Origin of the sequence: Streptomyces sp. NK15101 (assembly GCF_020400725.1) — a bacterium.
Classification (GTDB): Bacteria; Actinomycetota; Actinomycetes; order Streptomycetales; family Streptomycetaceae; genus Streptomyces.
Genome location: NZ_JAINVG010000006.1, coordinates 29,736 through 55,301, shown reverse-complemented (window position 1 = coordinate 55,301; position 25,566 = coordinate 29,736). Strand labels below are relative to the sequence as shown.

General features: G+C 73.5%; 24 protein-coding genes and 8 tRNA genes. 18 read left to right on the top strand and 14 right to left on the bottom strand.

Going from position 1 to position 25,566, the window contains the following annotated elements; genetic code table 11:
- The first annotated feature begins 97 nt into the window (after positions 1–97).
- A complete protein-coding gene (locus K7G60_RS04830) occupies positions 98–1,093 on the top strand; it encodes an aminoglycoside phosphotransferase family protein (RefSeq protein WP_225799527.1) in 996 nt (331 codons plus the stop codon).
- Positions 1,094–1,160: 67 nt separating this feature from the next.
- Positions 1,161–1,442, top strand: a complete 282-nt coding sequence (locus K7G60_RS04825; protein ID WP_225799526.1) for a zf-TFIIB domain-containing protein — start codon at positions 1,161–1,163, stop codon at positions 1,440–1,442.
- A 50-nt stretch (positions 1,443–1,492) separates the two neighbouring features.
- On the opposite strand, the gene K7G60_RS04820 is transcribed toward K7G60_RS04825, so the two are convergent.
- From K7G60_RS04820 to K7G60_RS04795, 6 genes are all read right to left on the bottom strand, one after another.
- A tRNA-Val gene (locus K7G60_RS04820) sits at positions 1,493–1,567 on the bottom strand.
- Positions 1,568–1,595: 28 nt separating this feature from the next.
- Positions 1,596–1,667 (bottom strand) — tRNA-Val (locus K7G60_RS04815).
- A 27-nt stretch (positions 1,668–1,694) separates the two neighbouring features.
- Positions 1,695–1,769 (bottom strand) — tRNA-Val (locus K7G60_RS04810).
- Between the two features lie 34 nt (positions 1,770–1,803).
- Positions 1,804–1,875, bottom strand: a tRNA-Val gene (locus K7G60_RS04805).
- A 1-nt stretch (position 1,876) separates the two neighbouring features.
- Positions 1,877–1,950 (bottom strand) — tRNA-Cys (locus K7G60_RS04800).
- Between the two features lie 39 nt (positions 1,951–1,989).
- Positions 1,990–2,062 (bottom strand) — tRNA-Gly (locus tag K7G60_RS04795).
- Between the two features lie 256 nt (positions 2,063–2,318).
- Between K7G60_RS04795 and K7G60_RS04790 the strand changes: the two genes are divergently transcribed.
- The 3 genes from K7G60_RS04790 to K7G60_RS04780 are packed head-to-tail and all read left to right on the top strand — an operon-like array spanning position 2,319 to position 5,095.
- Positions 2,319–3,386, top strand: a complete 1,068-nt coding sequence (locus K7G60_RS04790) for a chorismate-binding protein (protein ID WP_225799525.1) — start codon at positions 2,319–2,321, stop codon at positions 3,384–3,386.
- Positions 3,383–4,213, top strand: a complete 831-nt coding sequence (locus K7G60_RS04785) for an aminotransferase class IV (RefSeq protein ID WP_225799524.1) — start codon at positions 3,383–3,385, stop codon at positions 4,211–4,213. Before K7G60_RS04790 ends, K7G60_RS04785 begins: the two co-directional genes overlap by 4 nt.
- Before the next feature lie 42 nt (positions 4,214–4,255).
- Positions 4,256–5,095 carry a GNAT family N-acetyltransferase gene (locus K7G60_RS04780; protein ID WP_225799627.1) on the top strand — a complete coding sequence of 280 codons (840 nt, stop codon included), beginning with the start codon at positions 4,256–4,258 and terminating at the stop codon, positions 5,093–5,095.
- A 6-nt stretch (positions 5,096–5,101) separates the two neighbouring features.
- Here K7G60_RS04780 and K7G60_RS04775 read toward each other — a convergent pair whose 3' ends face one another.
- On the bottom strand, positions 5,102–5,617 hold the full coding sequence (locus K7G60_RS04775; protein ID WP_225799523.1) for a DsbA family protein: 516 nt from the start codon (positions 5,615–5,617) through the stop codon (positions 5,102–5,104).
- Between the two features lie 149 nt (positions 5,618–5,766).
- Here K7G60_RS04775 and K7G60_RS04770 point away from each other — a divergent pair, with 149 nt between their 5' ends.
- Both K7G60_RS04770 and K7G60_RS04765 read left to right on the top strand, forming a co-directional pair.
- Entirely contained in the window at positions 5,767–6,180 is a 414-nt protein-coding gene (locus tag K7G60_RS04770) for a hypothetical protein (RefSeq protein ID WP_225799522.1), read from the top strand.
- 122 nt (positions 6,181–6,302) lie between these two features.
- The gene (locus K7G60_RS04765) at positions 6,303–6,467 is read left to right on the top strand and encodes a hypothetical protein (protein WP_225799521.1); all 165 of its coding nucleotides are present in this window, start codon (positions 6,303–6,305) and stop codon (positions 6,465–6,467) included.
- A 17-nt stretch (positions 6,468–6,484) separates the two neighbouring features.
- Here the strand turns inward: K7G60_RS04765 and K7G60_RS04760 are convergent, their stop codons facing one another.
- The gene (locus tag K7G60_RS04760; RefSeq protein ID WP_225799520.1) at positions 6,485–7,042 is read right to left on the bottom strand and encodes a CGNR zinc finger domain-containing protein; all 558 of its coding nucleotides are present in this window, start codon (positions 7,040–7,042) and stop codon (positions 6,485–6,487) included.
- Positions 7,043–7,233: 191 nt separating this feature from the next.
- Positions 7,234–7,647, bottom strand: coding sequence for an SsgA family sporulation/cell division regulator (locus tag K7G60_RS04755; RefSeq protein ID WP_015032345.1), 414 nt, complete (start codon positions 7,645–7,647; stop codon positions 7,234–7,236).
- 190 nt (positions 7,648–7,837) lie between these two features.
- On the opposite strand from K7G60_RS04755, the gene K7G60_RS04750 reads away from it, so the two are divergent.
- Positions 7,838–8,260 carry a TIGR02611 family protein gene (locus tag K7G60_RS04750; protein WP_225799519.1) on the top strand — a complete coding sequence of 141 codons (423 nt, stop codon included), beginning with the start codon at positions 7,838–7,840 and terminating at the stop codon, positions 8,258–8,260.
- A 54-nt stretch (positions 8,261–8,314) separates the two neighbouring features.
- Positions 8,315–8,389: transfer RNA gene (locus K7G60_RS04745), tRNA-Val, on the top strand.
- Between the two features lie 48 nt (positions 8,390–8,437).
- Here K7G60_RS04745 and K7G60_RS04740 read toward each other — a convergent pair.
- Positions 8,438–11,173: an SCO7613 C-terminal domain-containing membrane protein gene (locus tag K7G60_RS04740; protein ID WP_225799518.1), complete on the bottom strand. Its 2,736-nt coding sequence runs from the start codon at positions 11,171–11,173 to the stop codon at positions 8,438–8,440.
- 83 nt (positions 11,174–11,256) lie between these two features.
- Here K7G60_RS04740 and K7G60_RS04735 point away from each other — a divergent pair, with 83 nt between their 5' ends.
- Complete coding sequence (locus K7G60_RS04735; protein WP_225799517.1) at positions 11,257–11,703, top strand: SRPBCC family protein; 447 nt, start codon at positions 11,257–11,259, stop codon at positions 11,701–11,703.
- A 39-nt stretch (positions 11,704–11,742) separates the two neighbouring features.
- Positions 11,743–11,814: transfer RNA gene (locus K7G60_RS04730), tRNA-Val, on the top strand.
- A 55-nt stretch (positions 11,815–11,869) separates the two neighbouring features.
- Here the strand turns inward: K7G60_RS04730 and K7G60_RS04725 are convergent.
- A complete protein-coding gene (locus K7G60_RS04725) occupies positions 11,870–12,598 on the bottom strand; it encodes a 3'-5' exonuclease (RefSeq protein WP_225799516.1) in 729 nt (242 codons plus the stop codon).
- Positions 12,599–12,719: 121 nt separating this feature from the next.
- On the opposite strand from K7G60_RS04725, the gene K7G60_RS04720 reads away from it, so the two are divergent.
- From K7G60_RS04720 to thrS, 3 genes are all read left to right on the top strand, one after another.
- Positions 12,720–13,286: a DUF4365 domain-containing protein gene (locus K7G60_RS04720; protein WP_225799515.1), complete on the top strand. Its 567-nt coding sequence runs from the start codon at positions 12,720–12,722 to the stop codon at positions 13,284–13,286.
- Positions 13,286–14,599, top strand: a complete 1,314-nt coding sequence (locus tag K7G60_RS04715; RefSeq protein ID WP_225799514.1) for a hypothetical protein — start codon at positions 13,286–13,288, stop codon at positions 14,597–14,599. Before K7G60_RS04720 ends, K7G60_RS04715 begins: the two co-directional genes overlap by 1 nt.
- 147 nt (positions 14,600–14,746) lie before the next feature.
- Positions 14,747–16,723, top strand: a complete 1,977-nt coding sequence (gene thrS / locus K7G60_RS04710; protein ID WP_225799513.1) for a threonine--tRNA ligase — start codon at positions 14,747–14,749, stop codon at positions 16,721–16,723.
- Between the two features lie 67 nt (positions 16,724–16,790).
- Here the strand turns inward: thrS and K7G60_RS04705 are convergent, their stop codons facing one another.
- Positions 16,791–17,447, bottom strand: coding sequence for a potassium channel family protein (locus tag K7G60_RS04705; protein ID WP_225799512.1), 657 nt, complete (start codon positions 17,445–17,447; stop codon positions 16,791–16,793).
- Between the two features lie 65 nt (positions 17,448–17,512).
- On the opposite strand from K7G60_RS04705, the gene K7G60_RS04700 reads away from it, so the two are divergent.
- Positions 17,513–18,076, top strand: a complete 564-nt coding sequence (locus K7G60_RS04700) for an HIT domain-containing protein (RefSeq protein ID WP_225799511.1) — start codon at positions 17,513–17,515, stop codon at positions 18,074–18,076.
- A 27-nt stretch (positions 18,077–18,103) separates the two neighbouring features.
- On the opposite strand, the gene K7G60_RS04695 is transcribed toward K7G60_RS04700, so the two are convergent.
- Positions 18,104–19,759 carry a hypothetical protein gene (locus tag K7G60_RS04695; protein ID WP_225799510.1) on the bottom strand — a complete coding sequence of 552 codons (1,656 nt, stop codon included), beginning with the start codon at positions 19,757–19,759 and terminating at the stop codon, positions 18,104–18,106.
- A 176-nt stretch (positions 19,760–19,935) separates the two neighbouring features.
- The gene (locus K7G60_RS04690) at positions 19,936–22,152 is read right to left on the bottom strand and encodes an elongation factor G-like protein EF-G2 (RefSeq protein ID WP_225799509.1); all 2,217 of its coding nucleotides are present in this window, start codon (positions 22,150–22,152) and stop codon (positions 19,936–19,938) included.
- 280 nt (positions 22,153–22,432) lie between these two features.
- Between K7G60_RS04690 and pgsA the strand changes: the two genes are divergently transcribed.
- The 3 genes from pgsA to K7G60_RS04675 are packed head-to-tail and all read left to right on the top strand — an operon-like array spanning position 22,433 to position 25,157.
- Entirely contained in the window at positions 22,433–23,095 is a 663-nt protein-coding gene (gene pgsA / locus K7G60_RS04685) for a phosphatidylinositol phosphate synthase (RefSeq protein ID WP_225799508.1), read from the top strand.
- A 5-nt stretch (positions 23,096–23,100) separates the two neighbouring features.
- On the top strand, positions 23,101–24,006 hold the full coding sequence (locus tag K7G60_RS04680) for a phosphatidylinositol mannoside acyltransferase (RefSeq protein WP_263985531.1): 906 nt from the start codon (positions 23,101–23,103) through the stop codon (positions 24,004–24,006).
- Positions 24,003–25,157 carry a glycosyltransferase family 4 protein gene (locus tag K7G60_RS04675; RefSeq protein ID WP_225799506.1) on the top strand — a complete coding sequence of 385 codons (1,155 nt, stop codon included), beginning with the start codon at positions 24,003–24,005 and terminating at the stop codon, positions 25,155–25,157. Before K7G60_RS04680 ends, K7G60_RS04675 begins: the two co-directional genes overlap by 4 nt.
- The last annotated feature ends 409 nt before the right edge of the window (positions 25,158–25,566 follow it).

Genomic DNA, 25,566 nt, shown 5'->3' with positions numbered 1-25,566 from the left:
CAGCTGGGGAGCTGACCGGCCCTCGCGCGTTCCCGGAAGAGCCGTCGAGCCGGCGGAGGCACGCCGGGGCGAGCACTTCTCCCCGTACGCTCCCGGGGTGGACCCAGCACTCCCGACACCCCGCACGCCGTCCGACGGCCAGGGCCCGCTGCACCGCCTGGCCGCCTTCGCGCACACCGCCGCCCATCCGTCCGGCGAGCCCTGCCGCTGCGCGGGCGGGCTCGTCGGCGTGCTGGCGGACCGGGACGACGGGACCGTCGTGCGGCACGGGGGGCTCGTCGCCAAGGCGCACGCGCCCGGCACCGACCCCGAGGCCCATCGCGTACGGCTCGCGCTGGCCGCGCACCGGGACGTCGGCGGCGTCTTCCTGCAGCCCCTCCCGCTGCCGCGGCAGGGCCCCGGGGCGCTGGAGGGCCGCCCGGTCACGCTCTGGCCGTACGGTCCGCCCGTCGCCCCGGAGGACCCCGACGCCGCCCCGTGGGAGGAGGCGGCGCGCCTCCTCGCCCTGCTGCACCGCACTCCGCCCCCGCCCGGCGGGGCCGGCCGCCTCCCGGACATGCGGGCCCCGGAGAAGGCGGCCCTCGCCGTGGAGCGGATGCGCCGCACGGCTCCGGACCATCCGGCGGCGGCCACGGTCCTGGAGGCCTGGCGGACGGTGCCCGACGGTCCCGCGACGGCGCCCCGGCTCCTGTGCCACGGCGACTTCCACCTCGGCCAGCTGGTCCGCGACACCCGCCGGACGGACGGCACCGCCGCACGCTCCGGCATCGACGCGCCCTGGCGGCTCATCGACATCGACGACCTCGGCCTGGGAGACCCCGCCTGGGACCTGGCCCGGCCCGCCGCCTGGTTCGCCGCCGGCCTCCTGCCGCCCGACGTCTGGACGCGTTTCCTCGGCGCGTACCAGGAGGCGGGCGGTCCCGCCGTGGACGCGGAGCCCTGGGACCGGCTCGACGTGCCCGCGCGGGCGCTGACGGTCCAGACCGCCGCGCTGGCCCTGGCCAAGTCCACGGCCGAGCGCCGGCCGCTCGACGAGGTCGAGGAAGTGATGATCGACACCTGTGCCCGCATCGCCGGACATCGAACCGGGTAGGCCCTTTCGGCGTCCACGTAAGGTGAAGCCACCATTCGAACGGCGATGTCAGGGAGTTGAGCCGAGCATGCAGTGTCCCAAGTGCCATGCGGCCATGCACACGTACAACCGCAACGGCGTCCAGATCGAGCAGTGCAGCGGTTGCCGGGGCATTTTCCTGGACTACGGCGAGCTGGAGGCCCTGACCCGCCTGGAGTCCCAGTGGGTCCAGCAGGCCCCGCCCGCCCCGCCGGCCTACCCGGCGCAGCCCGCCCCCGCCGCGCCCGCCTGGGGCGCCCCGCACCACGGTGGGCACCACGGCGGCCACTACCGCAGGGGCGGCTTCGGGCGGATGCTCTTCTCCTCCTGACCGGGCACGAAGAAGCCCCCGGCCGCGAGCTGCGGCCGGGGGCTTCCTGCTGGTGCGCGATACTGGGATTGAACCAGTGACCTCTTCCGTGTCAGGGAAGCGCTCTCCCGCTGAGCTAATCGCGCGGGTACACCCGGGGGTGCTTGTACTGTGTGCGCGATACTGGGATTGAACCAGTGACCTCTTCCGTGTCAGGGAAGCGCTCTCCCGCTGAGCTAATCGCGCGGGCGCACCCGAGGGGTGCGTGAACTGTGGTGCGCGATACTGGGATTGAACCAGTGACCTCTTCCGTGTCAGGGAAGCGCTCTCCCGCTGAGCTAATCGCGCGGGGGATCCGAGGATCCAGGACCCGGGGGTCCAGTGGACGATACTGGGATTGAACCAGTGACCTCTTCCGTGTCAGGGAAGCGCTCTCCCGCTGAGCTAATCGTCCTTGGAGGTGGAGACGGGATTTGAACCCGTGTAGACGGCTTTGCAGGCCGTTGCCTCGCCTCTCGGCCACTCCACCAGGAGTGAATACAGGGGTTCGGGAAGATCCCCCACATCGAGCGGACGACGAGATTCGAACTCGCGACCCTCACCTTGGCAAGGTGATGCTCTACCAACTGAGCCACGTCCGCTTGTCGTTTCCGTTCCGCTTGCGCGTCCCGGCGACGTGTTGAACTCTAGCGGATTCCTGGGCCAGTACAAAAACGCGTTTCCGCAGCGTGCTGACCTGCGCGCCCTTCCCCGTGCCCGGCCGGGCCTCCCGGAGGGTTCGCGCGGCGTTCACCCGCCGTGTTCCCGGGGTGGCAGGGAGCCCCCGCTCCGTGCGCCTCCCGTGCCCCTCCGTGCACGACCCCGGTGCTCCTCCGCCGCCCGACCTAGACTCGATGCGTGCACGACCTCGCTCCTCTGGCCCGCTTCGGCGGCCTCGTCGCGACCGACCTCCGGGACGTCACCCACGATCCCGAGGCGCTGGACTCCGCAGGCTTCTGGGCCGTCTGCGCGGACTTCGAAGGGCGCCTCACCTGCGCGCGCTTCGGGGACGTCCGGCCCGACCCGGTCCCCACGCCCGCCCCGGGCGCCTGGCGCGGACCCGCCGCCGGTGACTGGACGTCCTCGCTCGACCGCGCCGCGTACACCGCGGGCGTACGGCGCGTGCGCGAGCACATCGCGCGCGGCGAGGTCTACCAGGCGAACCTCTGCCGGGTGCTGACCGCGCCGCTGCCGGACCCGGCCGGCGCGGACGTCGACTCCCTCACCGCGCTCCTGGCCCGGGGCAACCCCGCCCCCTACGCCGGAACGATCCGGCTGCCCGCCCACGGGGTGGAGATCGCCACCGCCTCCCCCGAGCTGTACCTGCGCAGGGAAGGGGCCCTGATCTCCTCGGGCCCCATCAAGGGGACCGGCCGCACCGCCGCCGACCTCCTGCCCAAGGACCACGCGGAGAACGTGATGATCGTCGACCTGGTCCGCAACGACCTGGGCCGCGTCAGCGAGACCGGCACCGTCGCGGTCCCCGAGCTCTGCGCCGTCGAGGAGCACCCCGGCCTCGTCCACCTCGTCTCCACCGTCACCGGACTGCTGCGCGAGGACGCCGGCTGGCCCGAGCTGCTCGCCGCCACCTTCCCGCCCGGCTCCGTCACCGGCGCGCCCAAGTCCAGCGCGCTGCGGATCATCGAGGCGCTGGAGACCGCGCCCAGGGGGCCGTACTGCGGGGGCATCGGCTGGGTCGACGCCGACGCGGACACCGCCGAGCTGGCCGTGGGCATACGCACCTTCTGGATCGACCGCCCCGAGGGCGTGCTCCGCTTCGGCACGGGCGCGGGGATCACCTGGGGCTCCGACCCGGAGCGCGAGTGGGAGGAGACCGAGCTGAAGGCGGACCGGCTCGTCGCGATAGCGTCGGGCGCCTACGAGTCAGACGCCTGCGAGGCGAGCGGAAAGGCCACTTCTCGATGAAACTCTGGGTCAACGGCGGGCTGCACGACGCGGAGACCGCCCGGGTCTCCGTGCTGGACCATGGACTGACCGTCGGCGACGGCATCTTCGAGACGGTCAAGGCGGAGCGAGGAGAAACGTTTGCTCTCACGCTCCACCTCGAGCGGCTCACCCGCTCCGCCCGCGGCCTCGGTCTGCCCGACCCGGACCTCGACGAGGTCCGCCGCGCCTGCGCGGCCGTCCTGGAGGCCAACCCGATGGAGCTCGGCCGGCTCCGCATCACGTACACCGGCGGGCTCTCGCCGCTCGGCTCGGAGCGCGGCGACGCCGGGACGAGCCTGGTCGTCGCCCTCGGCGAGACCGGCCGCCGCCCCGACTCCACCGCCGTGATCACCGTGCCCTGGACGCGCAACGAGCGTGGAGCCCTCACCGGCCTCAAGACCACCTCGTACGCCGAGAACGTCGTCGCCCTCGCCAGGGCGCGCGAGCAGGGGGCCTCCGAGGCGCTCTTCGCCAACACCGTGGGGCAGCTCTGCGAGGGCACCGGCTCCAACGTCTTCGTCGTGGTCGACGGCAGGATCCTCACCCCGCCCGTCTCCTCCGGCTGCCTCGCGGGCATCACCCGGGCCCTCGCCGTGGAGTGGACCGGCGCCGAGGAGACCGACCTGCCGCTCGAGGTGCTGGAGAGCGCCGACGAGATCTTCCTGACCTCGACCCTGCGCGACGTCCAGGCCGTGCACCGGGTCGACGGCCGCGAACTGGCGGTGGCGCCCGGCCCCGTCACCGCCAAGGCGATGCGGACCTTCGACGAGCGGGCGGCCGGGAACCGGGATCCGCGGCTCGCGTAAATCCTGATGACGGGCGGCGGCCGGGTGGGTAGAACACCCATGATGACCACCACCCTGCGGCCGACCGAGCCGCTTCAGCAGTCCGCCGACGGCGGCCGTTCCCGCACCTTCGACATCTGCGTGAACAGCCGCCGGGTCGGCTCCGTCCACCTCGCCACCGATCCGGCCTTCGGCACCGCCTCCGGCCGGATCGAGCGCCTTCTGGTCGACGAGCCCGACCGGGGCCGCGGCCGGGGCACGGTGGCGGCGCTCGCCTCGGAGGAGGTGCTGCGCTCCTGGGGCTGCGGCGAAGTGCAGATCTCGGTGCCCGCAGAGGCGGAGGCCGCGCTGCGGACGGCCCGCTCGCTCGGGTACACCGAGCGCAGCCGGAACATGGCCAAGGAGCTGCCGGCCGAGCGGCCGCGGCTCCCGGAGGGCTTCGCGCACCGCCCGGCGACCGAGGCGGAGTTCGAGGAGTGGTCGGCGAAGTCCCGGGCCGCCTTCGCGCAGAGCTGGATCGACCGGGGCGTGCCGGAGGAACAGGCGCTCGCCAAGGCCGAGGACAGCAGCCGCCGCTTCCTCCCGCAGGGCCTCGCGACCCCGGGCGTCACGGTGGCCCTCGGCCTGCGCGACGGGCAGGTCGTCGGCTATCTGTGGGTGGGCCGGCTGGAGCGCGAGCCCGGGAAGGGGACGGCCTTCGTCTTCGAGGTCGAGGTCGTCGAGGGGGAGCGCGGGAAGGGGTACGGCAGGGCCCTGATGCTGCTCGCCGAGCAGGCCGCCCTGGAGGCCGGGGAGCGCCTCATCGAACTGCACGTGTTCGCGGGCAACACCCCGGCGATCCGGCTCTACGAGTCGCTCGGCTACCGCACGACCCTCGTCAACAGCGCGAAGCCGCTGCTCTGAGGCGCCCTACCGCCCCAGGAGGCGGTCGGCGATCGTCTCGATCCGCTCCCGCAGGCCCTCCTGGCTCCGGCCGCCGTCCAGGCGCTCGCCGTCGATCACGTAGGTCGGGGTGCCGGTGACCTTGATCGCCTTGCCCTCGGCCTCGTCGGCGTCCACGGTCAGCAGGTGCCGGCCGTCGATCAGCGCGGTGTCGAACTCCTCGGCGTCCAGGCCGAGCTCGGCCGCCACCTCCAGGAGGACCGGCTCGCCCCGCTCGCCGAGCTCGGCGGTCCTGGCGAGCAGCGCCTCCGCGTACGGCCAGCCCTTGCCCTGCTCCACGGCCTCCTCGGCGGCCTGGGCGGCGGCGTACGCGTGCTTGTGCTTGGCCAGCGGGAAGTGGCGCAGCTGCACGTCGAGCCGGTCGCCGTACTTCTCGCGGAGCGCGCGGACGTCGTCGAGGGCCTGGAAGCAGTCGGGGCACTGCAGGTCGAACCACGCCTCCAGGACGACGGGGGAGGCGGATGCGGTGGTGGAGTCGTTCATGGCAGCAGTCTCTCGCACCGGCAGCCGGGGAGGAGGACCCGGCCGGGACGACCCGGAGATCTCCCTGAGACCGGGGCCGGGTCATGGCCCCGGGCCGTCCCCGCGGTGCAGGATGGAAGGGACGTACCGCCCGGCACCTGGAGGACCGCATGCTCGCCGAGACCATCTGTTCCGCGGTGTCCGCGGCGGGCCTGGGCATCGCCGCGATTTCGGCGTACCGGAAGCGATTCCTGTCCGCCGCCCGGATCGCGGCCTACGCCCTGGTGCCGCTCGGTCTGGTGATGACGGGCGCGGTCGACTGGATCGCCGACACGGCCTTCAGCCCGGTGGCCTGGGCCGGCTTCGGCATGCTCGGCGTCGCCTGGCTGCTCTTCATGTCCACCCGGGCCGTGGAGCGGCGCCGGGCCGGCCGCGAGGCGGCCGCCGGGGGAGCCGGGCCGAGAGGCGTGGTCCCGGCCGCGTCGGCGCCCTCCCGCGCCGTGACGGCGAAGCCGCAGGCCGGTCAGCCCGCCGGTGAGGACTTCAGCGACATCGAGGCGATTCTGAAGAAGCACGGAATCTGATCACTTCTGGCGGTTCCGGTGTCCGCCTCCTTTCCGTGATCCACGGGAAGGGGTGAACGGCCCCCGCGGTGGGGCGTGTTGCGGGATTCGCCGGGCGCGCGGTGCGCCATCATCCCCCCGAGATGCTGGATACCTCGCGGGAGCCCGTGCCCGCCGCCACCGACGCCCCCGCCGACGAGCCGCGCGGCTGCCTGTTCGCGCTCTCCCAGCCGCCGCTGATGATCTTCCTCGGGGTGATCGGCTGTCTGCTGCTGATGGCCGCGGTGCACGACCTCTTCGTGCTCTGACCCCCGGGGCGGGGCGGTCAGCCCGCGGCCTCCTTGCGGCGCGCCCGGTACGCGGCCACGTGCAGACGGTTGCCGCAGGTGCGGCTGTCGCAGTACCGGCGCGAGCGGTTGCGGGAGAGGTCCACGAAGGCCCGGCCGCAGTCCGGCGCCTCGCAGCGCCGCAGCCGCTCCTGTTCGCCCGCCACGACGATGAACGCCAGGGCCATGCCGCAGTCGGCCGCGAGGTGGTCCGCCACCGAGGCGCCCGGCGCGAAGTAGTGCACGTGCCAGTCGTAGCCGTCGTGGTCGGTGAGCTGGGGAGTGGTGCCCGCGCCCGCCACCAGCTGGTTGATCAGAGGGGCCGCGATCCGGGCCTCGGGGGCGGAGAAGACCGCCGCGAACTTCTCGCGCACCTCGCGCACGGCGCGCAGGTCGTCGGGGCCGAGCTCGCCCACGCCGCTGACCTTGTGCGCGCGCAGGAAGTCGTGGAGCTCCGGGACGCCCGCGAGCTCGTCGGCGCGGTCGCCCTGGGGCGCGGTGTTCATCAGATCGACGACGGTGTCGAGGGCGATCCGGGTGTCGTGGGGGATCAGCACGATTCGCTCCCTGGCCGGCCGCGGGCGGGCGCCCGCGGAATGGCGCTGACTTTAGCGCGCCCCGGAAAACGGCACCGGCGCCCGTCACCGCGCCGGCTGCGCGGTGGGAGCGCCGGATCTCGTGCCTATGTGACTGTCCGCGCGGCGCCGTCTCCCCGAGTCGGACGGCGCCGTGCGGCTCTCGGGCTGGCTCAGCTGTCGGCCAGGATGTGGGAGAGCTCCGTATCGAGGTCGAAGTGACGGTGCTCGGTGCCGGGTGGCACGGCGGCGTCGGTCCTTTTCAGGAACGACTCCAGGGCCCTCGCCGGGGCCTCGAGCAGGGCTTCTCCCTCGGGAGAGCTCAACGCGATGCAGACGACTCCCTGACCGTGGCTGCGGGACGGCCAGACGCGGACGTCGCCCGTGCCGGTGGGCCGGTGCAGCCCCTCGGCGAGAAGGTCGCGGGCGAAGACCCACTCGACCGTCTCTTCGGCTCCGGTGTGGAAGGTGGCGTGCACGGCATACGGATCGGCCGTGTCATACCGCAGGCCCGCGGGTACAGGCAGTGAGGACTCGCTCGACACAACGAGGCGCAGGTGCAGCTCGCAGCTGACCGTGGTGTTCATAAGCGCCAGGGCCTTTCGCTCAGTGTGCGCTCGGGGATTCGCACGTCGGCGAAATCGACATGCCACCTCCGGTGCCGTTGTAAACCCCTCTGTCGGTTTTGTGAGCGTTCAGGTACCTCGGACGGGGGTGTGTGACCTGCGGTAATACCGCCATTCCGGTGGGGGCTTCCCGTCCGGTAGGTTGGAGGGCATGAATGCGGAGAGTGACGAGCGCACCGGGGAGTCCGCGGACGGCGAGGACGCCGAACTGGGATCCCGCGCACCGGAGTTCATCAAGTCGCGGCGAGGCCTGCATCTGAGCTGGCAGGTCGGCGTCTTCATCGTGGGACTCGCCGTGGTCGGCGCCGGAGTGGTGATGCTGCCGCTCCCCGGGCCCGGCTGGCTGGTCATCTTCGGCGGCATGGCGATCTGGGCGACCGAGTTCGTCTGGGCCCAGCTCGTGCTCCGCTGGACCAAGCGCAAGGTCACGGAGGCCGCCCAGCGCGCCCTCGACCCCAAGGTCCGCCGCCGGAACATCATCCTCACCACCGTCGGCCTGGTGATCATCGCCGCCCTGCTGGGCGTCTACCTCTGGAAATTCGGCTTCGTCATGCCGTGGAAGATCGACGAGTGACCTTCCGATGGTTCGGAAGCACCGCTGACATGCGGTAATGTTTGCGGTGCGCCGGGGCGATTAGCTCAGCGGGAGAGCACTTCGTTCACACCGAAGGGGTCACTGGTTCGATCCCAGTATCGCCCACCACCCGGCCCGAAGGCCCGGAGACGGTTTCGTCTCCGGGCCTTCGGCGTCTCACCGCATCCGCCCCAGCCGCTCCCGCAGCCTCCGGGCGTCCCGCAGTCGCTGCTCGTAGGTGGCGCCCACCGCGAGCAGCAGCAGCCCCGCCAGGGCCGGCGGCAGCCAGCGCGGCAGCGCGCCCACCGCCTGCACCACGTACGGCGCCAACTCGTGCAGCCCGTCCAGGGCGAGCACCGCACCGCCGAGCACCAGGAGCGCCTGGAGCCGGAAACGGGCGCCGAGGAGCGTCACCGCGAGCGCCGCGCCCCCCAGGGCCAGCGGGCGCGCCCACTCCGGATCCACCCAGGCCGCCGCCAGGCTCGGCAGCAGCGTCACCGCCAGGCCGGGGCCGTACGCCGTCCAGGACGAGGCCTCCGGATCCCGGCGCCGCCGCAGGTACCCGACGACCAGGGCGGGCACCGACACCGGGAGCGCGTACGCCTCCGGGGTCGTCACGTCCCAGACCGCGAGCCGCACCCACGTGGCCAGCAGGAACAGCACCGCCGCCGCCCACGAGGCGGTCCGCCGCCGCTCCGGCCGCATGGCCGTGGCCGCCGCGATCACCCCGCCGAGGGCCAGCGCCGACGCGAGGAACGCGGGCCTGGACGCGGCGATCCCGAGGGCGAGCAGCCCCACGGTCCCGCCCGTGACCTCGACCGCCAGGGCCACCGGGCGCGGCGCCCTGGAGCCGAGCGCGGCGGTCGCCGCCGGGACGAGCAGCAGCGCCAGCGCCGTCCACTGGTCCTCGAACCCGCCGACGGCCGCCACCGCGAGGACGAGCCCCGTCGCCGAGAGCACCGCACCGACGGCGGAGACCACCCGGCGCGCGTCCGCGCCGAGCACCGCGACCCCCGTGAGGAGCGCGAGGACCGTGCCGAGCGCGGCGAAGGTGGCGCCCCGCACGTCCAGGGCGAGCGCCACCGCGCTCACGGCCGACGCGAGGCCGCCGACGTACGCGGTCCACCCGAGGACGGCCGCGGCCTCCGGGGCCGGCCGCCGGGCCGGGGAGGGCGCCCAGGCGGCCCAGGGGGTGCCGGGCCCGGAAGGCAGGGGCGCGGCCGCTTCCGGGAATCCGTGGTGCCCGGTCGGCGCGGCGGCCGCACTCAGGCCGCGCGTCAGCGGACCCGGGCGGACCGCGGCCCACAGGGCGGCCGCCGAGGTCAGCAGCTGGAGGACGAGCGTCGCCGCGTACGGCAGGTCGAGGGAGACCGGCAGGGCCGTCAGGAGCGCCCAGGCGAGGGCGAGGGTCCCGCACCGGGCCCAGAGGCGGGGGAGGACCGCGAGGGCGGCGGCGGCCGCCGCGAGGACGAGGAGCGCCGTCGCCGGGTAGGAGGTCAGGGCACGCGCGGTGTGCTCGCCCGACCAGACCCCGGTCGTCCGGGCCACCGGCCCGAGGAGCCCCGCCACCGCCGGCGGCAGCGCCCACGCGACCCCGAGCGCCACGACGCCGGCACCCGCGCCGGCCAGACCGAGCCGTATTCCGAGCGGCAGGCGCCCGCCGAAGCCGGCCGCGCCGGACGCCGCGCCGACCGGGGACGTGGGCCCCGGGCCGACGCCGGCCGAGGCGGCCGGGCCGGACCTCGCGCCGGCCGGGCCGGACGCTCCACCGGCGGGGACCGCCGGACCCGAGCCCGCACCGGCCGAGGCGGCCGGGCCGGACTCCCCGTCGACGGGCGCCGCCGGACCGGACTTCGCGTCCGCCGGGGCCGTCGGACCGGAGCCCGCGCCGGCCGCACCGGACCCTGCGCCCGCCGGGGTCGTCCGGCCCGCCTGCGCGTCGCCGAGGCGCCACACCGAGGTCAGGGCCAGGGCGCAGAGGACGTAGCCCGGTACCGCCCAGTCCGTCGGGAGGACCGAGCGCAGGAGGCCGCCGGCCGCCGCCAGGGCCGCCAGGCCCGCGACCGCCGAGGCGGCCACCGCGAAGGCGGGGGCGCGCCCGGCCGCGGACAGGATGACCGCCGCGCCCGCGGGGGGGAGCGGCGCACCGCCCCCCGGGGAGACGAGGGAGAGCCATCCGCCCGTCAGCAGGGCCCAGCCGCCCAGGGCGGTCGCGGCCGTGCCCGCCGTGATCCGGACGGACGCCGGCCGGGTCCACAGCACGACCGCCGCGTCCGCCGTCGCCGTCAGGAGCGCCGCCCACGCGAAGGCCGTCGACCCGCCCCCGGCCGCGAGCACGCCCAGCGGCAGCGGCAGCTGCGCCGCGACCACGGCCGCCGGCAGCGGGATCCGCAGCCGGGACAGTGCCGAGCCGTACGCCGTCCACACGCCCGCGAGGACCGCCGACGCCACGGCCGTGTATCCCCGACCGCCCGTCTCCGGCAACGCCACCCGGTGCAGCGCGTACGCGTCGAGCACCATCAGGGCGAGACCCAGCGCCGCCACCGACTCGGCCGTCGACACCAGGCCCCTGCGCAGCAGCGCCACCGGGGCCGCGAGCGCCGCTCCGGTCACCACGGCCAGCACCGTCGCGCGGGCGCCGATCCCCATCGAGCCCCAGCTCACCAGGGTGAAGGCGACCGCCGCGATCGTCAGCAGTGTGCCGCCGAGCGTCAGCAGCACGTTCTGCGCGCTGCGGGGGGTCGAGTCCGCGACCGGCGGCCGCGGGTGGAGCGGGGCCGCCGCGACCGGCGGGTACAGCGCCTGGACCAGCCAGGCGCGGCGGGCCAGCAACTGGGACCGGCGCGCGTCGAGTTGTGCCAGCTCGCGGTCGACGAGCACCAGCTCGTCCGCGGGCGGCAGGGAGTTGTCCATACCCGGAGTGTGGCCCCGGCCACAGCCGGCGGGAATGCGTCCCGGTACTCAGATTCCCGCCTGAGTACGTCCACACTGGGGGCATGGACCGGTACCGGTACCGCTTCCGCTGCGTCTGGCGGCTCGCCGCCCCGCCCGACGCCGTCTACGCGGTCCTCCGGCGCGCCGAGGAGTACCCCCGCTGGTGGCCCCAGGTCCGCGAGGTCGTCCCCCTCGACGACACCACCGGCACCGCCCGCTTCCGCTCCCTCCTCCCGTACGACCTCCTCGTCACCGTCCGGGCCCTGCGCCACGACCCGGCCGCCGGCGTCCTGGAGATCGGCCTCGGCGGGGACCTGGAGGGATGGGCCCGCTGGACCCTCACGGCGGACGGGGCCGGCACCCGCGCCCTGTACGAGCAGGAGGTGGAGGTGCGCGCCCGGCTCCTGCGGCTCCTCGCCGTCCCCGGGCGACCGGTCTTCCGCGCCAACCACGCCCTGATGATGCGCGGCGGACGGCGCGGACTCGCCGCCCTGCTCGGCGCGGTTTGAACGAAGGGCGCGCGGGCCTGTATGGTTCAACCCGTTCCCGGGCGATTAGCTCAGCGGGAGAGCACTTCGTTCACACCGAAGGGGTCACTGGTTCGATCCCAGTATCGCCCACCGGGAGAGGCCGGTCCGTCGAAAGACGGACCGGCCTTCCGCGTTCCCGGCCCCGTCACGCCGCCGTGCGCAGCTCCGGCCGCAGCGGCCACGCCGGATCCACCGTCTCCGGCGTGCCCTGCCGGGCGAACCAGGCCTGGAGCCCCCGCGCCTGCGCCGCGTGCCACACCGCCTGGAGCGTGTGGAGCTCCGCCGGCGTCAGCCGCTCCAGCCGGGACGAGAAGCGCCGCGCCACCGCCCGTACGACGTCCATCGCCGCCGTCGCGTCCGCCGCGGCGTCGTGCGCGCCCGCCAGCTCGACCTCGTAGTGCGCGCACAGGTCCGTCAGCGTCCTGCGGCCCTTCCGGTAGCGGTCCAGGTGCTTGTCCAGGACCCGCGGATCGAGCACGCACAGGGGGCTGCCCGCCATGTAGTCGCCCAGCGTCGACGCCCGGTGCCGGCGCAGCTCGCGGTCCAGGATCGTCAGGTCGAACGGCGCGTTCATCACCACCAGCGGTCGTCCCGCCGCCGACTGCTCGGCCAGCGCGCGCGCCAGCTCCTCCATCACCGGGGAGGGCCACCGGCCGTACCGCTGGAGGTGATCGTCCGTCAGGCCGTGGACGGCCGTCGCCCCCTCCGGCACCGGTATGCCGGGGTTGACCAGCCAGCGCGTCACCCGCGGACGCGCCCCCTCCGTGTCCTGGACGACGAGGGCGGCCGAGACGATCCGGTCCTCCTCGACGTCAACTCCCGTGGTCTCCGTGTCGAAAGCGGCCAGGGGCCCTTCGTACCAGTGCATCGACATCCCCGAACTCCCTGCACACGTGCGGCAGATGGCCAACCCCCTGCCCCGAAACGGTGATACCCGGACTGTTTGCGTCGTACGCGGACCGGTCACAACACAAGGGACGGGGAAGGAAGACGACATGGCGCTCGCCCAGCCCGAGTCGGGAGGGCTGCCGCCCCAGCGGGTGGCACCGACGCGCGGCTCACTCGCCACCACCGCCTGCATGGAGACCCTTCAGGTGGGATACCTGCACGCCGTCGCCGCCGCGGCCGGCTGCTCGCTGTCCCAGCCCTTTCCGGACAACGGCATCGACTGGCACGTGAGCCACAGCGCTCCCGGGCACACCGTCGACGACGAAGTGACCATCAAGGTGCAGCTCAAGTGCACCTACCAGATACCGCCGCGCCCGCCGGGCGGCGCGTTCTCGTTCACCCTCGACAACGACCACCTGGTGAAACTCGCCCGGACACCGGTGTCCGTGCACAAGATCCTCGTCGTGATGCTCGTCCCGAGGTCACAGGAGGACTGGCTGAGGGCGAGCCACGACCGGCTCGACCTGCGGCACTGCTGCTACTGGATCAACCTGGCCGGGCACCCGGTCACGGGACGGCGCCGGACCACCGTGCGCATCCCGACGACGCGGATCTTCGACGACCGGGCGCTCTGCGAGATCATGACCCGGGTCGGGGTGGGAGGGAGACCTTGATGCACCGACCGATCGACGAGCCAGGGTTCGGGGACGAGGGGGACGGGGCCGGGCGCGGCCCCGTCCCCCCGCCCTGCCGGCCCCATCCGGCACCCGGCGCGACCCCCGGACCCTGGACCGGCGTCCCCGCCCCGCCCGTCGGGCCCTGGGCCGACACCCAGGGCGCGCCCGACCCGGGCAGGGTCGACCCGAGGGTCCTCGGCGCGCTGCTCGCCCGGCACGGCTGGCGGCGGCGCGGCGGCGCCGTGGGCCGCTACAGCCGCTGGACCCCGCCCGGCAGCGGCACCGGCACCAGCCTCCTCGTCCCGGAGAGCCGCGCCTTCCCGGACTGCGAGGACCTGCTCGGCGAGGCGCTCACCGCCCTCGCCCGCAGCGCCGCGCCCTCCGCCCGCGAGGTCCTCACCGGCCTCTCCGTGCCCAGCGACGAGATCCGCTGGTGGCGCGACGTGCCCCCGGGCCCGGCCGGCACCGTCCCCTGGACCGTGCAGGAGCAGCTCAGGTCCGCCGCCCGCCAGCTCCTCCTCGCCGGCGCCCTGGCCGTGCGCGGCCGGGCCGGCTACCACGGAGCCCGCCACCGGCGGGCCGCCCGGGCCTCCCTGGAGACCGTCGTCGTCGGCGCGGCACCCGGCGGCCGCGGCCTCACCGCCTTCCTGCCGGTCGAACCGGGCCGCCCGATCGCCGTCCGGCTCTACCACGCGCTCCACGCGGCCCGCGAGGCCACCGACTACCAGCGGGCCACCGGCGGCACGGAGGCCTTCGACGCCGCCGTCGAGGCGGGCGTCAGCCGCGAGCTCACCGAGGCGCTCATCGCCCTCGTCCGGGGCACCGAAGGCGCCCGCGTCGCCCTGGAGTGGGCGCCGGCCGCCGGCGCGCCCGAGGGGTGCGCGGCCCGGCCCGAACCGGTCGAGTTCTCGCCCGGCGACCTGCCCGCCCTGCGGGAGGCGAGCGCCCGCTACCTGACCGACGAGCCGTCCGTGCCGGTCCGGCTCACCGGCGCCGTCGTCCGCATGCGCCGCTCCGGGCCGCGCGGCGAGGGGATCGTGCGGCTGCGGGTGCTCGGCGGCGCGGAGGTGCCGCACGTCCGGGTCGCCCTCGACGAGGAGGCGTACCGCACGGCCGGCCACGCCCACCTCGCCGGCCTCCCGATCCGGGTCGCGGGCCGGCTGGAGAGCCGTGGCGGCTTCCGTCGCCTCACCGACGCCACCGGGGTCGTCCCGGTCCAGGTCGACGAGACGGAGCGGGACCGGCTGCTGAAGGGCCTGCACGAGCACCTCGACTTCTTCGAGGAGACCTGCGGGCCGGAGGAGGACTGAGCGGCGAGGGGGACGGACCCGGGAAACCCTTTCGCGGGCGGCCCGAACCGCTCGGTAAGATCGGTGACGACGCGGCACCTCGTCTCTGCCGCGCGTCGCCGGCGCCGGCACCTCGTGTCTGCCTGCGCCCTTATGTATGGAGCACCCGTGTCTGATGTCCGTGTGACCGTCCAGTCCGCCTCGGAAGCAGAGGAGAGGGCGGTGAGCGCGGGCACCACCGCCGGCGCCCTGTTCGCCGACGACCGCACCGTCATCGCCGCCCGCGTGGGCGGCGAGCTGAAGGACCTGTCGTACGAGCTCGCCGACGGCGATGTCGTCGAGGGCGTCGAGATCTCCTCCCCGGACGGTCTCGACATCCTGCGCCACTCGACCGCGCACGTCATGGCCCAGGCCGTGCAGGAGCTCTTCCCCGAGGCCAAGCTGGGCATCGGCCCGCCGGTCCGGGACGGCTTCTACTACGACTTCGACGTCGAGAAGCCCTTCACCCCCGAGGACCTCAAGGTCATCGAGAAGAAGATGCAGGAGATCCAGAAGCGAGGCCAGCGCTTCGCCCGCCGCGTGGTGACCGACGAGGCCGCCCGCGAGGAGCTGGCGGACGAGCCGTACAAGCTGGAGCTCATCGGCCTCAAGGGCTCCGCGTCGACCGAGGACGGCGCGAACGTCGAGGTGGGCGGCGGCGAGCTGACCATCTACGACAACCTCGACGCCAAGACCGGCGAGCTGTGCTGGAAGGACCTCTGCCGCGGTCCGCACCTGCCGACCACCCGGAACATCCCGGCGTTCAAGCTGATGCGCAACGCGGCCGCCTACTGGCGCGGCAGCGAGAAGAACCCGATGCTCCAGCGCATCTACGGCACCGCCTGGCCGTCGAAGGACGAGCTGAAGGCGCACCTCGACTTCCTGGCCGAGGCCGAGAAGCGCGACCACCGCAAGCTGGGCAACGAGCTCGACCTCTTCTCCATCCCGGACGAGATCGGCTCCGGCCTCGCGGTCTTCCACCCCAAGGGCGGCATCATCCGCCGGGTCATGGAGGACTACTCGCGCAAGCGCCACGAGGAGGAGGGCTACGAGTTCGTCTACTCGCCGCACGCCACCAAGGGCAAGCTGTTCGAGAAGTCCGGCCACCTGGACTGGTACGCCGAGGGCATGTACCCCCCCATGCAGCTCGACGAGGGCGTGGACTACTACCTCAAGCCCATGAACTGCCCGATGCACAACCTGATCTTCGACGCGCGCGGGCGCTCCTACCGTGAGCTGCCGCTGCGCCTGTTCGAGTTCGGCACCGTGTACCGGTACGAGAAGTCCGGCGTCGTCCACGGCCTCACCCGGGCCCGTGGCTTCACCCAGGACGACGCGCACATCTACTGCACCCGCGAGCAGATGGCGGAGGAGCTGGACAAGACCCTCACCTTCGTCCTGAACCTGCTCCGCGACTACGGTCTGACCGACTTCTACCTGGAGCTGTCGACCAAGGACCCGGAGAAGTTCGTCGGCTCCGACGAGGTGTGGGAGGAGGCCACCGCGGTCCTCCAGCAGGTCGCCGAGAAGCAGGGCCTCCCGCTGACCCCCGACCCGGGCGGCGCCGCCTTCTACGGCCCGAAGATCTCCGTGCAGGCGCGCGACGCCATCGGCCGCACCTGGCAGATGTCGACCGTGCAGCTCGACTTCAACCTGCCGGAGCGCTTCGACCTGGAGTACACCGCGCCGGACGGCACCAAGCAGCGCCCGGTCATGATCCACCGCGCGCTGTTCGGCTCGATCGAGCGCTTCTTCGCCGTGCTCCTGGAGCACTACGCGGGCGCCATGCCGCCGTGGCTGGCCCCGGTGCAGGCGACCGGCATCCCGATCGGCGACGCGCACGTCGACTACCTGCACGAGTTCGCCGCCAAGGCGAAGAAGAAGGGCCTGCGGGTGGAGGTCGACTCCTCCTCGGACCGGATGCAGAAGAAGATCCGGAACGCCCAGAAGCAGAAGGTCCCCTTCATGATCATCGCGGGTGACGAGGACATGGCCGCCGGCGCCGTCTCCTTCCGCTACCGCGACGGCTCGCAGGAGAACGGCATCCCCGTCGACGAGGCGATCGCCAAGCTCGCCAAGGTCGTCGAGGACCGCGTCCAGGTCTGACGTACGCGTCTCGCGATCAGGAGGCCCCCGGGGATCACCCCGGGGGCCTCCCCGTACGTCGGTCCTGTCAGTCCTCGCCCTCCCGGCGGAAGACCTGGATCAGCCAGGACGAGAACGAGCCTGTCACCGCGCCGAGCAGGGCCAGGCCGCAGGCCATCATGCCCACCGCGACCAGCCGGCCCACCGGCGTCACGGGCACCACGTCCCCGTAGCCCACGGTCGCCAGCGTCGCGCAGGCCCACCACACCGCGTCGCCGAAAGTGATGATGGACGCGCCCGGGGCGCCGTACTCGACGTCGTAGACGGTGAGCGCGCCGGCGAAACCGAGCAGCGTCGCGGAGAGCCCCGCGTACGCCATGACGCGGGCGTAGAGGGTGAGCCGGGGCTCCTGGTGCCGGCGCTGGGCCCGGTCGTACGCGGTCACCACCCGCAGCGGCCGCAGCAGCGGCAGGATCAGCACCACCGTGTCCAGGAAGTGGTGGCGCACGAAGCGCAGCGGGCCGAGACCGCTGAGCTTGAGGCGCACCGCGTAGTCGGCGACGAACACGGCCCAGGAGGAGAACAGGAGGGCGAGGCAGAAGTCGTGCCAGCCGGCAGGCAGGTCGCGGCCGAGGATCCGCATCGCGTAGCTGCCGAGGAAGACGAGGGAGGTCACCGTCAGCGGGATCTCCATTCGACGGTCCCAGCGCTCCTGCTCCGGAGGAATGGGCGGCCTGTCTCTCATCGGATCAGCATGGCCGCTGCACGGATCTTCCGCCCCGACGACACGTTCCGAACGGGCGACGCAATATGCTGCTCAGCATGACGACTGAGCCGGAGCAGCAGATCGGAGTGGGGACGCAGGACGCGTTCCAGCGCCTGTGGACGCCTCACCGGATGGCGTACATCCAGGGCGAGAACAAGCCGACCGGGCCGGGGGCCGAGGACGGTTGCCCGTTCTGCGTGATTCCGTCGAAGTCGGACGAGGACGGTCTGGTGATCGCGCGCGGCCAGGGCGTGTACGCGGTGCTCAACCTCTACCCGTACAACGGCGGACACCTGATGGTCGTCCCGTACCGCCACGTCGCCGACTACACCGACCTCGACGAGGCGGAGACGGTCGAGCTCGCCGCCTTCACCAAGCGCGCGATGGTCGCGCTGCGGGCGGCCTCCGGTGCGCACGGCTTCAACATCGGCATGAACCAGGGCGCCGTCGCCGGCGCCGGCATCGCCGCGCACCTGCACCAGCACGTGGTGCCGCGCTGGGGCGGGGACACGAACTTCATGCCGGTCGTCGGACACACCAAGGTGCTGCCCCAGCTGCTCGCCGACACCCGGAAGATGCTGGCCGACGCCTGGCCGGCCACCCTCTGATCCGCCGGGCGCCGCGGAGGACCCGGGTCAGGCGTCGTAGACGTCGGCCTTCTTCGGGCCCGGGTCCTGGACGCCGCCGCTGAGGATCAGCGAGCGGGCGGTGAAGCGCTCCGTGTCCACGTTGTGCTCGTCGAGCACCTTGAGCGTGGCGGAGTGGACGGCCCGGAGCACGGGCGTGGCCATGCGGATGGCGTCGTCGGCCATGAAGCGGTTCTTCCAGAGCGGCCCGGCCCAGACGTGCCGCAGACCGAACGGCTCGGGCAGGACCATCTTGCCGCCGAGGAAGTCCAGGACCGGCGGGTACCAGGTGAGCGGGGCGCGCACCGCGAGCCGCACGATGTCGTTGGTCGTGAGCAGCGGCTGCTGGATCTCCTTCGTCTCCCAGAAGCGGACGGTCTTGGCGACCTCCTTCGTCTTCGCCTTCGGCTTCGTGGTGAAGAGGCCGTGGACGGGCCCGAGCGCGTGGCCGGTGACCTCGATCCGGAGCGTGTGGTGGAGCGAGGTGACGGTGACCATCATGGTGAGGACGAGATTCCCGTCCCAGAGCGTGAACTGGACGCCCAGGTAGTGCCGGTTGCCCGCGCCGAACTGCTGGTCGTTGCAGATGCGCTGTATCTCGTGCGGCTTGACCTGGTAGTGGACGATGTTGTCGTTCTCGGGGCGGGTGACCTCGTCGGCGCCCTCGCCGACCGGGGAGACGATCCAGTGCTTGACGGTCGGCTTGGGGAAGCCGGTCTTCAGGGAGCCGCGCTCCAGCAGCGTCAGCTCGTCGTGGATCCGGCGGATGACGTCCCAGGCGCGGAAGGCGTGGAGCTCCCGGCCGGGCTGGGGGACCAGCTCCTCGGCGAGCGTCCAGCTGCCCCAGCGGGTGCCCAGACCGAGGATCCCCTTGGTGCCGGCGTAGAAGACGATGTTGGACTGCTGCTCCGCGGAGAGCTTCTCCAGGTTGACCCGCAGTGCCTCCGCCGACTTCTCGCCCGGGTCGTGGGGGACGGACTTGGGGACGTGCGGGCCGATCCCGCCGCCGCCGAGCAGACCGGACCAGCGCTCGCGCAGGTCGACCGCGGCGTTCAGACAGATCCGGCTCGCGAGGTACCAGCCGACGACCGGGGCGACGACCATCGCGCGCAGGTAGTTCGCCAGGATTCCGTCCCAGGGCAGCTTGATCAGGACGAGCGCCGCGAAGATCCCGGCGGCCCAGAGGAGGGCCGTGCCGACGGCGCTGTTCCGCTGGCTCTCGGAGCCGGCGACGAGGCGGCGGAGCTGGATGACGCCGAGCCAGAGCAGCAGTCCGGGCAGGAAGAGGACGCCGCAGAAGAAGGTGACCAGGGTCAGCTTGATGTCGCGCTGCCTGCGCAGGTGGGTGGCGGCGAGGCAGTGCTCGACCACCGGCTGCGGCTCGGCCCCGAAGGACTGGATCAGGGCCTTGCGGGCGCCGCCGAGCATCCGGACCTGGACCGCGCGGGAGAAGGCCTCGCCGAGGTCGGGGCTGAAGAGCCCCCACTTCCCTTCCTTGACCGTGGTCTTGTAGAGCTCGTTGTCGGCTTCCTGGATGGTCTTGAGGGGGCTGTCCCGGTACGCGGCGGACGCGAGCGCGTTCGTCGCGCCCGTGCCGCCTCCCGAGCTCTGGAGGGGGATCTGAGCCCCCGGTCCGAAACCGTCGATCGCCACTGCCGCCCCCATCGCGCGCGAGTACCTGTGCGGGCTGTTCCCAACTGCCGCGCCCCGCACACCTTCTGAGCTGGGCACCACAGCGTAACCGGGTACGGCCGGATGCGTCACGGCCTGTGGACGTCGTCGGCCGAATGACGTCCGCCCGGCAGCCGCCGGGCGGACGTCCACCCCTGGTGCTCCGTCAACTAGGAGCCCTTTTCGGCCTGTTCGCGGATCTTCGTCGCCAGGTGCGGCGGCATCGGCTCGTGCCGGGCGTACGTGCGGTCGAACCGGCCGGTGCCGTGCGAGATCGAGCGCAGGTCGATCGCGTACCGCCCGATCTCCATCTCCGGCACCTCGGCCCTGACCACGGTCCGCCCGGGACCGGCCTGATCGGTGCCGACCACCCGGCCGCGCCGCCCCGACAGGTCGCTCATGACCGGGCCGACGTACTCGTCGGGGACGAGGACGTCGACCTGGGCGACCGGTTCGAGGAGGTGGACGGGCACGTCGGCGGCCGCCTCGCGCAGCGCGAGCGCCCCGGCGGTCTGGAAGGCGGCGTCGGAGGAGTCCACCGAGTGGGCCTTGCCGTCCCGCAGGGTGACCCGGATGTCGACCAGCGGGTGGCCGGTGGCGAGCCCGCGCGCCGCCTGCGCCCGCACCCCCTTCTCGACGGAGGGGACGAACTGGCGCGGGACGGCCCCGCCGACCACCTTGTCGACGAACTCGATGCCACTGCCCGGCGGCAGCGGCTCCACGTCGATCTCGCAGATGGCGTACTGGCCGTGGCCGCCGGACTGCTTGACGTGCCGGCCCCGGCCCGACGCGGCGCTCCCGAAGGTCTCGCGCAGCGCCACCTTGTACGGCACGGCGTCGACCTGCACGCCGTACCGGCCGCGCAGGCGCTCCAGGGCGACGTCCTGATGGGCCTCGCCCAGGCACCACAGCACCACCTGCCGGGTGTCCTGGTTCTGTTCGAGCCGCAGGGCCGGGTCCTCGGCGACGAGCCGGGCGAGACCCTGCGAGAGCCGGTCCTCGTCGGCCTTGCCGTGGGCCTGGACGGCCATCGGCAGCAGCGGCTCCGGCATGGTCCACGGCTCCATCAGGAGCGGATCGTCCTTGGCGGAGACGGTGTCGCCGGTCTCGGCGTGGCCGAGCCGGGCGACACAGGCCAGGTCTCCGGCGATGCACTCCGCGAGCGGGCGCTGCTGCCTGCCGAAGGGGGAGGTGAGTCCGCCGACCCGCTCGTCCGCCTCGTGGAGCTCGTGCCCGTCGTGGGCCGGGTCGACGAGGCCGTGCCCGGAGACGTGCACGGTCTCGTCGGGACGCAGGGTGCCGGAGAAGACCCGGACCAGGGAGATCCGGCCCACGTAGGGGTCGGCGGCCGTCTTGACGACCTCGGCGACCAGCGGCCCCTCGGGGTCACAGGCGAGCGGGGGCCGGGAGCGGCCGTCGGGGGTGGTGACGACGGGCGCCTCGTGCTCCAGGGGGGAGGGGAAGCCGCCGGTGATCAGCTCCAGGAGCTCCAGGGTGCCGAGGCCCTGCGACCCGCCGTCGGCGGCGGGGGCGGCCGCGAGCACCGGGTGGAAGGTGCCCCGGGCGACGGCCTTCTCCAGGTCGTCGACGAGGGTCTTCACGTCGATCTCCTCGCCGCCCAGGTAGCGGTCCATGAGGGTCTCGTCCTCGCTCTCGGCGATGATCCCCTCGATGAGCCGGGCGCGGGCCTCCGCGATGAGCTCCCGCTGCGCCTCGTCGGGCGGGTTCTCCCGGCGCTCCCCGGAGGAGTAGTCGAAGATCCGCTCCGAGAGCAGGCCGACCAGGCCGGTGACGGGCGCGTGCCCGTCGGCGCCCTCGGCGCCGCGCACCGGCAGGTAGAGGGGGAGGACGGCGTCGGGGTCGTCCCGGCCGAAGAGCTCGGCGCAGACGGCGGTGAGCTCGGTGAAATCGGTGCGCGCCGTGTCGAGGTGGGTGACGACGATGGCGCGGGGCATCCCGACGGCGGCGCACTCCTCCCAGATCATGCGGGTGGAGGCGGCGACGGCGTCGGCCTCCTGGGCCGCCGAGACGACGAAGAGGGCCGCGTCCGCCGCGCGCAGACCGGCCCTCAGCTCCCCGACGAAGTCGGCGTACCCGGGGGTGTCGAGGAGATTGATCTTGTATCCGTCCCAGCCGACCGGGACGAGGGAGAGCTGTACGGACCGCTGCTGGCGGTGCTCGATCTCGTCGTAGTCCGAGACGGTGGCGCCGTCCTCGACCCGTCCGGCCCGGTTGACCGCTCCGGCGGTCTGTGCCAGGGCCTCGACGAGGGTCGTCTTGCCCGATCCGCTGTGGCCGACCAGCACCACGTTCCGCACGGCCGAGGGCCGGTCGGCCGTAGGAGCCCTGCCGGCGGCTCCGGCGGGCGTCTTCGCCTTGTCACCCATGATGTTTCCTCCCGACTGCTCGCACGATGCGGCGGGACGCGGGCGCGGGGGAGTGGTGTGTCGCGGTACGGCTCCTGCGGTGCCCGCGGTGGTCCTTCGAGCTTTGCACCGACGTCGGGAAGCGTCCATACGTCGTACACGCCGGGGCCCGCCGGAGGGACGTCGGCGGGGCGTCGACGCGACGGGGCGGGTGCCCGCCGGTGCGCCGGGACGGGCGTGGCTACGATGGGCGAGCCGGTGGTCGTAGGGGCCGCGCGGCCCACCGAACCTCGGGAAGGCCATGCTGAACAAGTACGCGCGTGCCTTTTTCACGCGTGTCCTCACACCGTTCGCCGCGTTTCTGCTCCGGCGGGGCGTCAGCCCCGACGCGGTCACGCTCATCGGCACGGCGGGGGTGGTGGCCGGTGCGCTGGTCTTCTTCCCCCGCGGAGAATTCTTCTGGGGCACGATCGTCATCACCCTGTTCGTCTTCTCCGACCTCGTCGACGGCAACATGGCCCGGCAGGCGGGGATCTCCAGCCGATGGGGAGCCTTCCTCGACTCGACGCTCGACCGGGTCGCCGACGGCGCGATCTTCGGCGGCTTCGCGCTCTGGTACGCGGGCAAGGGCGACGACGACATCCTGTGCGCCGTGGCGATCTTCTGCCTCGCGAGCGGCCAGGTCGTCTCGTACACCAAGGCCCGGGGAGAATCGATCGGCCTGCCCGTCGCCGTGAACGGCCTCGTCGAGCGCGCCGAACGCCTGGTGATCTCGCTGGTCGCCGCGGGCCTCGCCGGACTCCACGAGTTCGGCGTGCCCGGCGTCGAGGTCCTGCTCCCGATCGCCCTGTGGATCGTGGCCGTCGGCAGCGCCGTCACCCTGGGCCAGCGCGTGGTGACCGTGCGCCGGGAATCGGCCGAGGCGGACGCCGCCGCGGCCGGGGGCGGCGGGGCGGCCTCGTGAGCACCCTGAAAGAGCGGCTGAGCGACGGGCTGTACGGCGCCGGGTGGGCGACCGTGAAGAAGCTGCCGGAGCCGGTGGCGACGGGCCTCGGCCGGCGGATCGCCGACCTTGCGTGGAAGCGGCGCGGCAAGAGCGTCCTGCGCCTGGAGTCCAACCTCGCGCGCGTGGTGCCGGACGCCACGCCCCAGCGGCTCGCCGAACTGTCACGGGCCGGCATGCGCTCGTACATGCGGTACTGGATGGAGTCCTTCCGGCTGCCGACCTGGTCCAGGGAACGGGTCGAGCGGTCCATCGACATCAAGGGCCGCCACCACCTGGAGGAGGGCCTGGCCTCCGGGCGCGGCGTCGTCCTCGCCCTGCCGCACCTGGCCAACTGGGACCTCGCGGGCGTCTGGGTGACCCGCTCGCTCGGCGTGCCGTTCACGACGGTCGCGGAGCGGCTCAAGCCCGAGTCGCTGTACGACCGGTTCGTCGCCTACCGCGAGTCCCTCGGCATGGAGGTCCTGCCGCACACCGGCGGCTCCGCCTTCGGCACGCTCGCGCGCCGGCTGCGGGCCGGCGGCCTGGTCTGCCTGGTCGCCGACCGCGACCTGTCGGCCTCCGGCACCGAGGTCACGTTCTTCGGGGACACGGCCCGGATGCCGGCCGGCCCGGCGATCCTCGCCCAGCAGACGGGCGCGCTGCTGCTGCCCGTGACGCTCTGGTACGACGACACGCCGGTCATGAAGGGGCGGATCCACCCGCCCGTCGACGTACCCGAGTCAGGTACGCGGGCCGAGAAGACGTCCGTCATGACACAGGCGCTCGCCGACGCGTTCGCCGCCGGCATCGCGGACCACCCGGAGGACTGGCACATGCTGCAACGACTGTGGCTCTCGGACCTGGACGAGCGGGAGGGACCGGGCGCGTGAAGATCGGGATCGTCTGTCCGTACTCCTGGGACGTGCCCGGCGGCGTCCAGTTCCACATCCGCGACCTCGCCGAGCACCTCATCCGGCTCGGCCACGAGGTCTCCGTCCTCGCCCCCGCCGACGACGACACCCCGCTGCCGCCGTACGTGGTCTCCGCGGGCCGCGCCGTGCCCGTGTCCTACAACGGCTCGGTGGCCCGGCTCAGCTTCGGCTTCCTCTCCGCCGCACGGGTCCGCCGCTGGCTGCACGACGGCACCTTCGACGTCGTCCACATCCACGAGCCGACCTCGCCGTCGCTCGGGCTGCTCACCTGCTGGGCGGCGCAGGGGCCGATCGTCGCCACCTTCCACACCTCGAACCCGCGCTCGCGGGCGATGATCGCCGCGTATCCGATCCTCCAGCCCGCGCTGGAGAAGATCAGCGCCCGCATCGCGGTCAGCGAGTACGCCCGGCGCACGCTCGTCGAGCACCTCGGCGGCGACGCGGTCGTCATCCCCAACGGCGTCGACGTCGACTTCTTCGCCCGCGCCGAACCGAAGAAGGAGTGGCAGGGCGGCACGCTCGGTTTCATCGGGCGGATCGACGAGCCGCGCAAGGGCCTGCCGGTCCTCATGAAGGCCCTCCCGAAGATCCTCGCGGAACGCCCCGGCACCCGGCTGCTCGTGGCCGGGCGCGGCGACGAGGAGGAGGCCGTGGCCTCCCTGCCGCGCGAGATGCGGTCGCGGGTCGAGTTCCTCGGCATGGTCAGCGACGAGGACAAGGCGCGGCTGCTGCGCAGCGTCGACGTGTACGTGGCGCCCAACACCGGCGGCGAGAGCTTCGGCATCATCCTCGTCGAGGCGCTGTCCGCCGGCGCGCCCGTCCTCGCCTCCGACCTGGACGCCTTCGCGCAGGTCCTCGACCAGGGAGCGGCGGGCGAACTCTTCGCCAACGAGGACGCCGACGCGCTCGCGGACGCGGCGATCGGGCTCCTCGGGGACGGGGACCGGCGCGCCGGGCTCAGCGCCCGGGGTTCGGCGCACGTGCGCCGCTTCGACTGGTCGACGGTGGGGGCGGACATCCTCGCCGTGTACGAGACGGTGACGGACGGGGCGGCGGCGGTGGACACGGACGAACGCGCGTCCGGCCTGCGCGCCCGCCTGCGCTTGTAGGCCACCCACTGGGCCGGCCCGGCCCCCTGCCACGCGGGCCCGCGCCCGCCGGGCCGGCGCCCCGTGGGGGCCGGGCTTCCGCCACCCGCCGTGTGGGCAGTCGTCCCGCTGGGCGGGGCAGTCGTCCCGCTGGGCGGGACGGGTGGGCACACGGGACGGCGCCCTTCGCGGCGCCTCCGCGTTCCGCGCCTGGACCCGCACCACAAGTGAGCTGTGCACGGGGTGCGGGTCCAGGCCCAGGAGCCTCGGGCGCCGGCAAGGGGCGCCGTTCCGTGTGCCCACCCTCCCCCGAGCTCTCGGCTCCGCTCGAGCAGGGGGGACCCCCTTGCCCCGGCGGAACGACCGCCCACAACGGGGTGGGCGCCGCGCCGGCGGAACGGCTGCCCACCACGGGATGCGCGCCGCCCCG

Bases quoted from the DNA above. Each gene is read 5' to 3' on its own strand.
- K7G60_RS04725 (WP_225799516.1), bottom strand. From the start codon at position 12,598: ATGTCGATGCACTGGTACGAAGGGCCCCTGGCCGCTTTCGACACGGAG.
- K7G60_RS04715 (WP_225799514.1), top strand. From the start codon at position 13,286: ATGCACCGACCGATCGACGAGCCAGGGTTCGGGGACGAGGGGGACGGG.
- K7G60_RS04720 (WP_225799515.1), top strand. From the start codon at position 12,720: ATGGCGCTCGCCCAGCCCGAGTCGGGAGGGCTGCCGCCCCAGCGGGTG.
- K7G60_RS04740 (WP_225799518.1), bottom strand. From the start codon at position 11,173: ATGGACAACTCCCTGCCGCCCGCGGACGAGCTGGTGCTCGTCGACCGC.
- K7G60_RS04765 (WP_225799521.1), top strand. From the start codon at position 6,303: ATGCTGGATACCTCGCGGGAGCCCGTGCCCGCCGCCACCGACGCCCCC.
- K7G60_RS04705 (WP_225799512.1), bottom strand. From the start codon at position 17,447: ATGAGAGACAGGCCGCCCATTCCTCCGGAGCAGGAGCGCTGGGACCGT.
- K7G60_RS04785 (WP_225799524.1), top strand. From the start codon at position 3,383: ATGAAACTCTGGGTCAACGGCGGGCTGCACGACGCGGAGACCGCCCGG.
- pgsA (WP_225799508.1), top strand. From the start codon at position 22,433: ATGCTGAACAAGTACGCGCGTGCCTTTTTCACGCGTGTCCTCACACCG.
- K7G60_RS04755 (WP_015032345.1), bottom strand. From the start codon at position 7,647: ATGAACACCACGGTCAGCTGCGAGCTGCACCTGCGCCTCGTTGTGTCG.
- K7G60_RS04825 (WP_225799526.1), top strand. From the start codon at position 1,161: ATGCAGTGTCCCAAGTGCCATGCGGCCATGCACACGTACAACCGCAAC.
- K7G60_RS04770 (WP_225799522.1), top strand. From the start codon at position 5,767: ATGCTCGCCGAGACCATCTGTTCCGCGGTGTCCGCGGCGGGCCTGGGC.
- K7G60_RS04750 (WP_225799519.1), top strand. From the start codon at position 7,838: ATGAATGCGGAGAGTGACGAGCGCACCGGGGAGTCCGCGGACGGCGAG.
- K7G60_RS04735 (WP_225799517.1), top strand. From the start codon at position 11,257: ATGGACCGGTACCGGTACCGCTTCCGCTGCGTCTGGCGGCTCGCCGCC.
- K7G60_RS04695 (WP_225799510.1), bottom strand. From the start codon at position 19,759: ATGGGGGCGGCAGTGGCGATCGACGGTTTCGGACCGGGGGCTCAGATC.
- K7G60_RS04775 (WP_225799523.1), bottom strand. From the start codon at position 5,617: ATGAACGACTCCACCACCGCATCCGCCTCCCCCGTCGTCCTGGAGGCG.
- K7G60_RS04780 (WP_225799627.1), top strand. From the start codon at position 4,256: ATGACCACCACCCTGCGGCCGACCGAGCCGCTTCAGCAGTCCGCCGAC.
- K7G60_RS04690 (WP_225799509.1), bottom strand. From the start codon at position 22,152: ATGGGTGACAAGGCGAAGACGCCCGCCGGAGCCGCCGGCAGGGCTCCT.
- K7G60_RS04700 (WP_225799511.1), top strand. From the start codon at position 17,513: ATGCTGCTCAGCATGACGACTGAGCCGGAGCAGCAGATCGGAGTGGGG.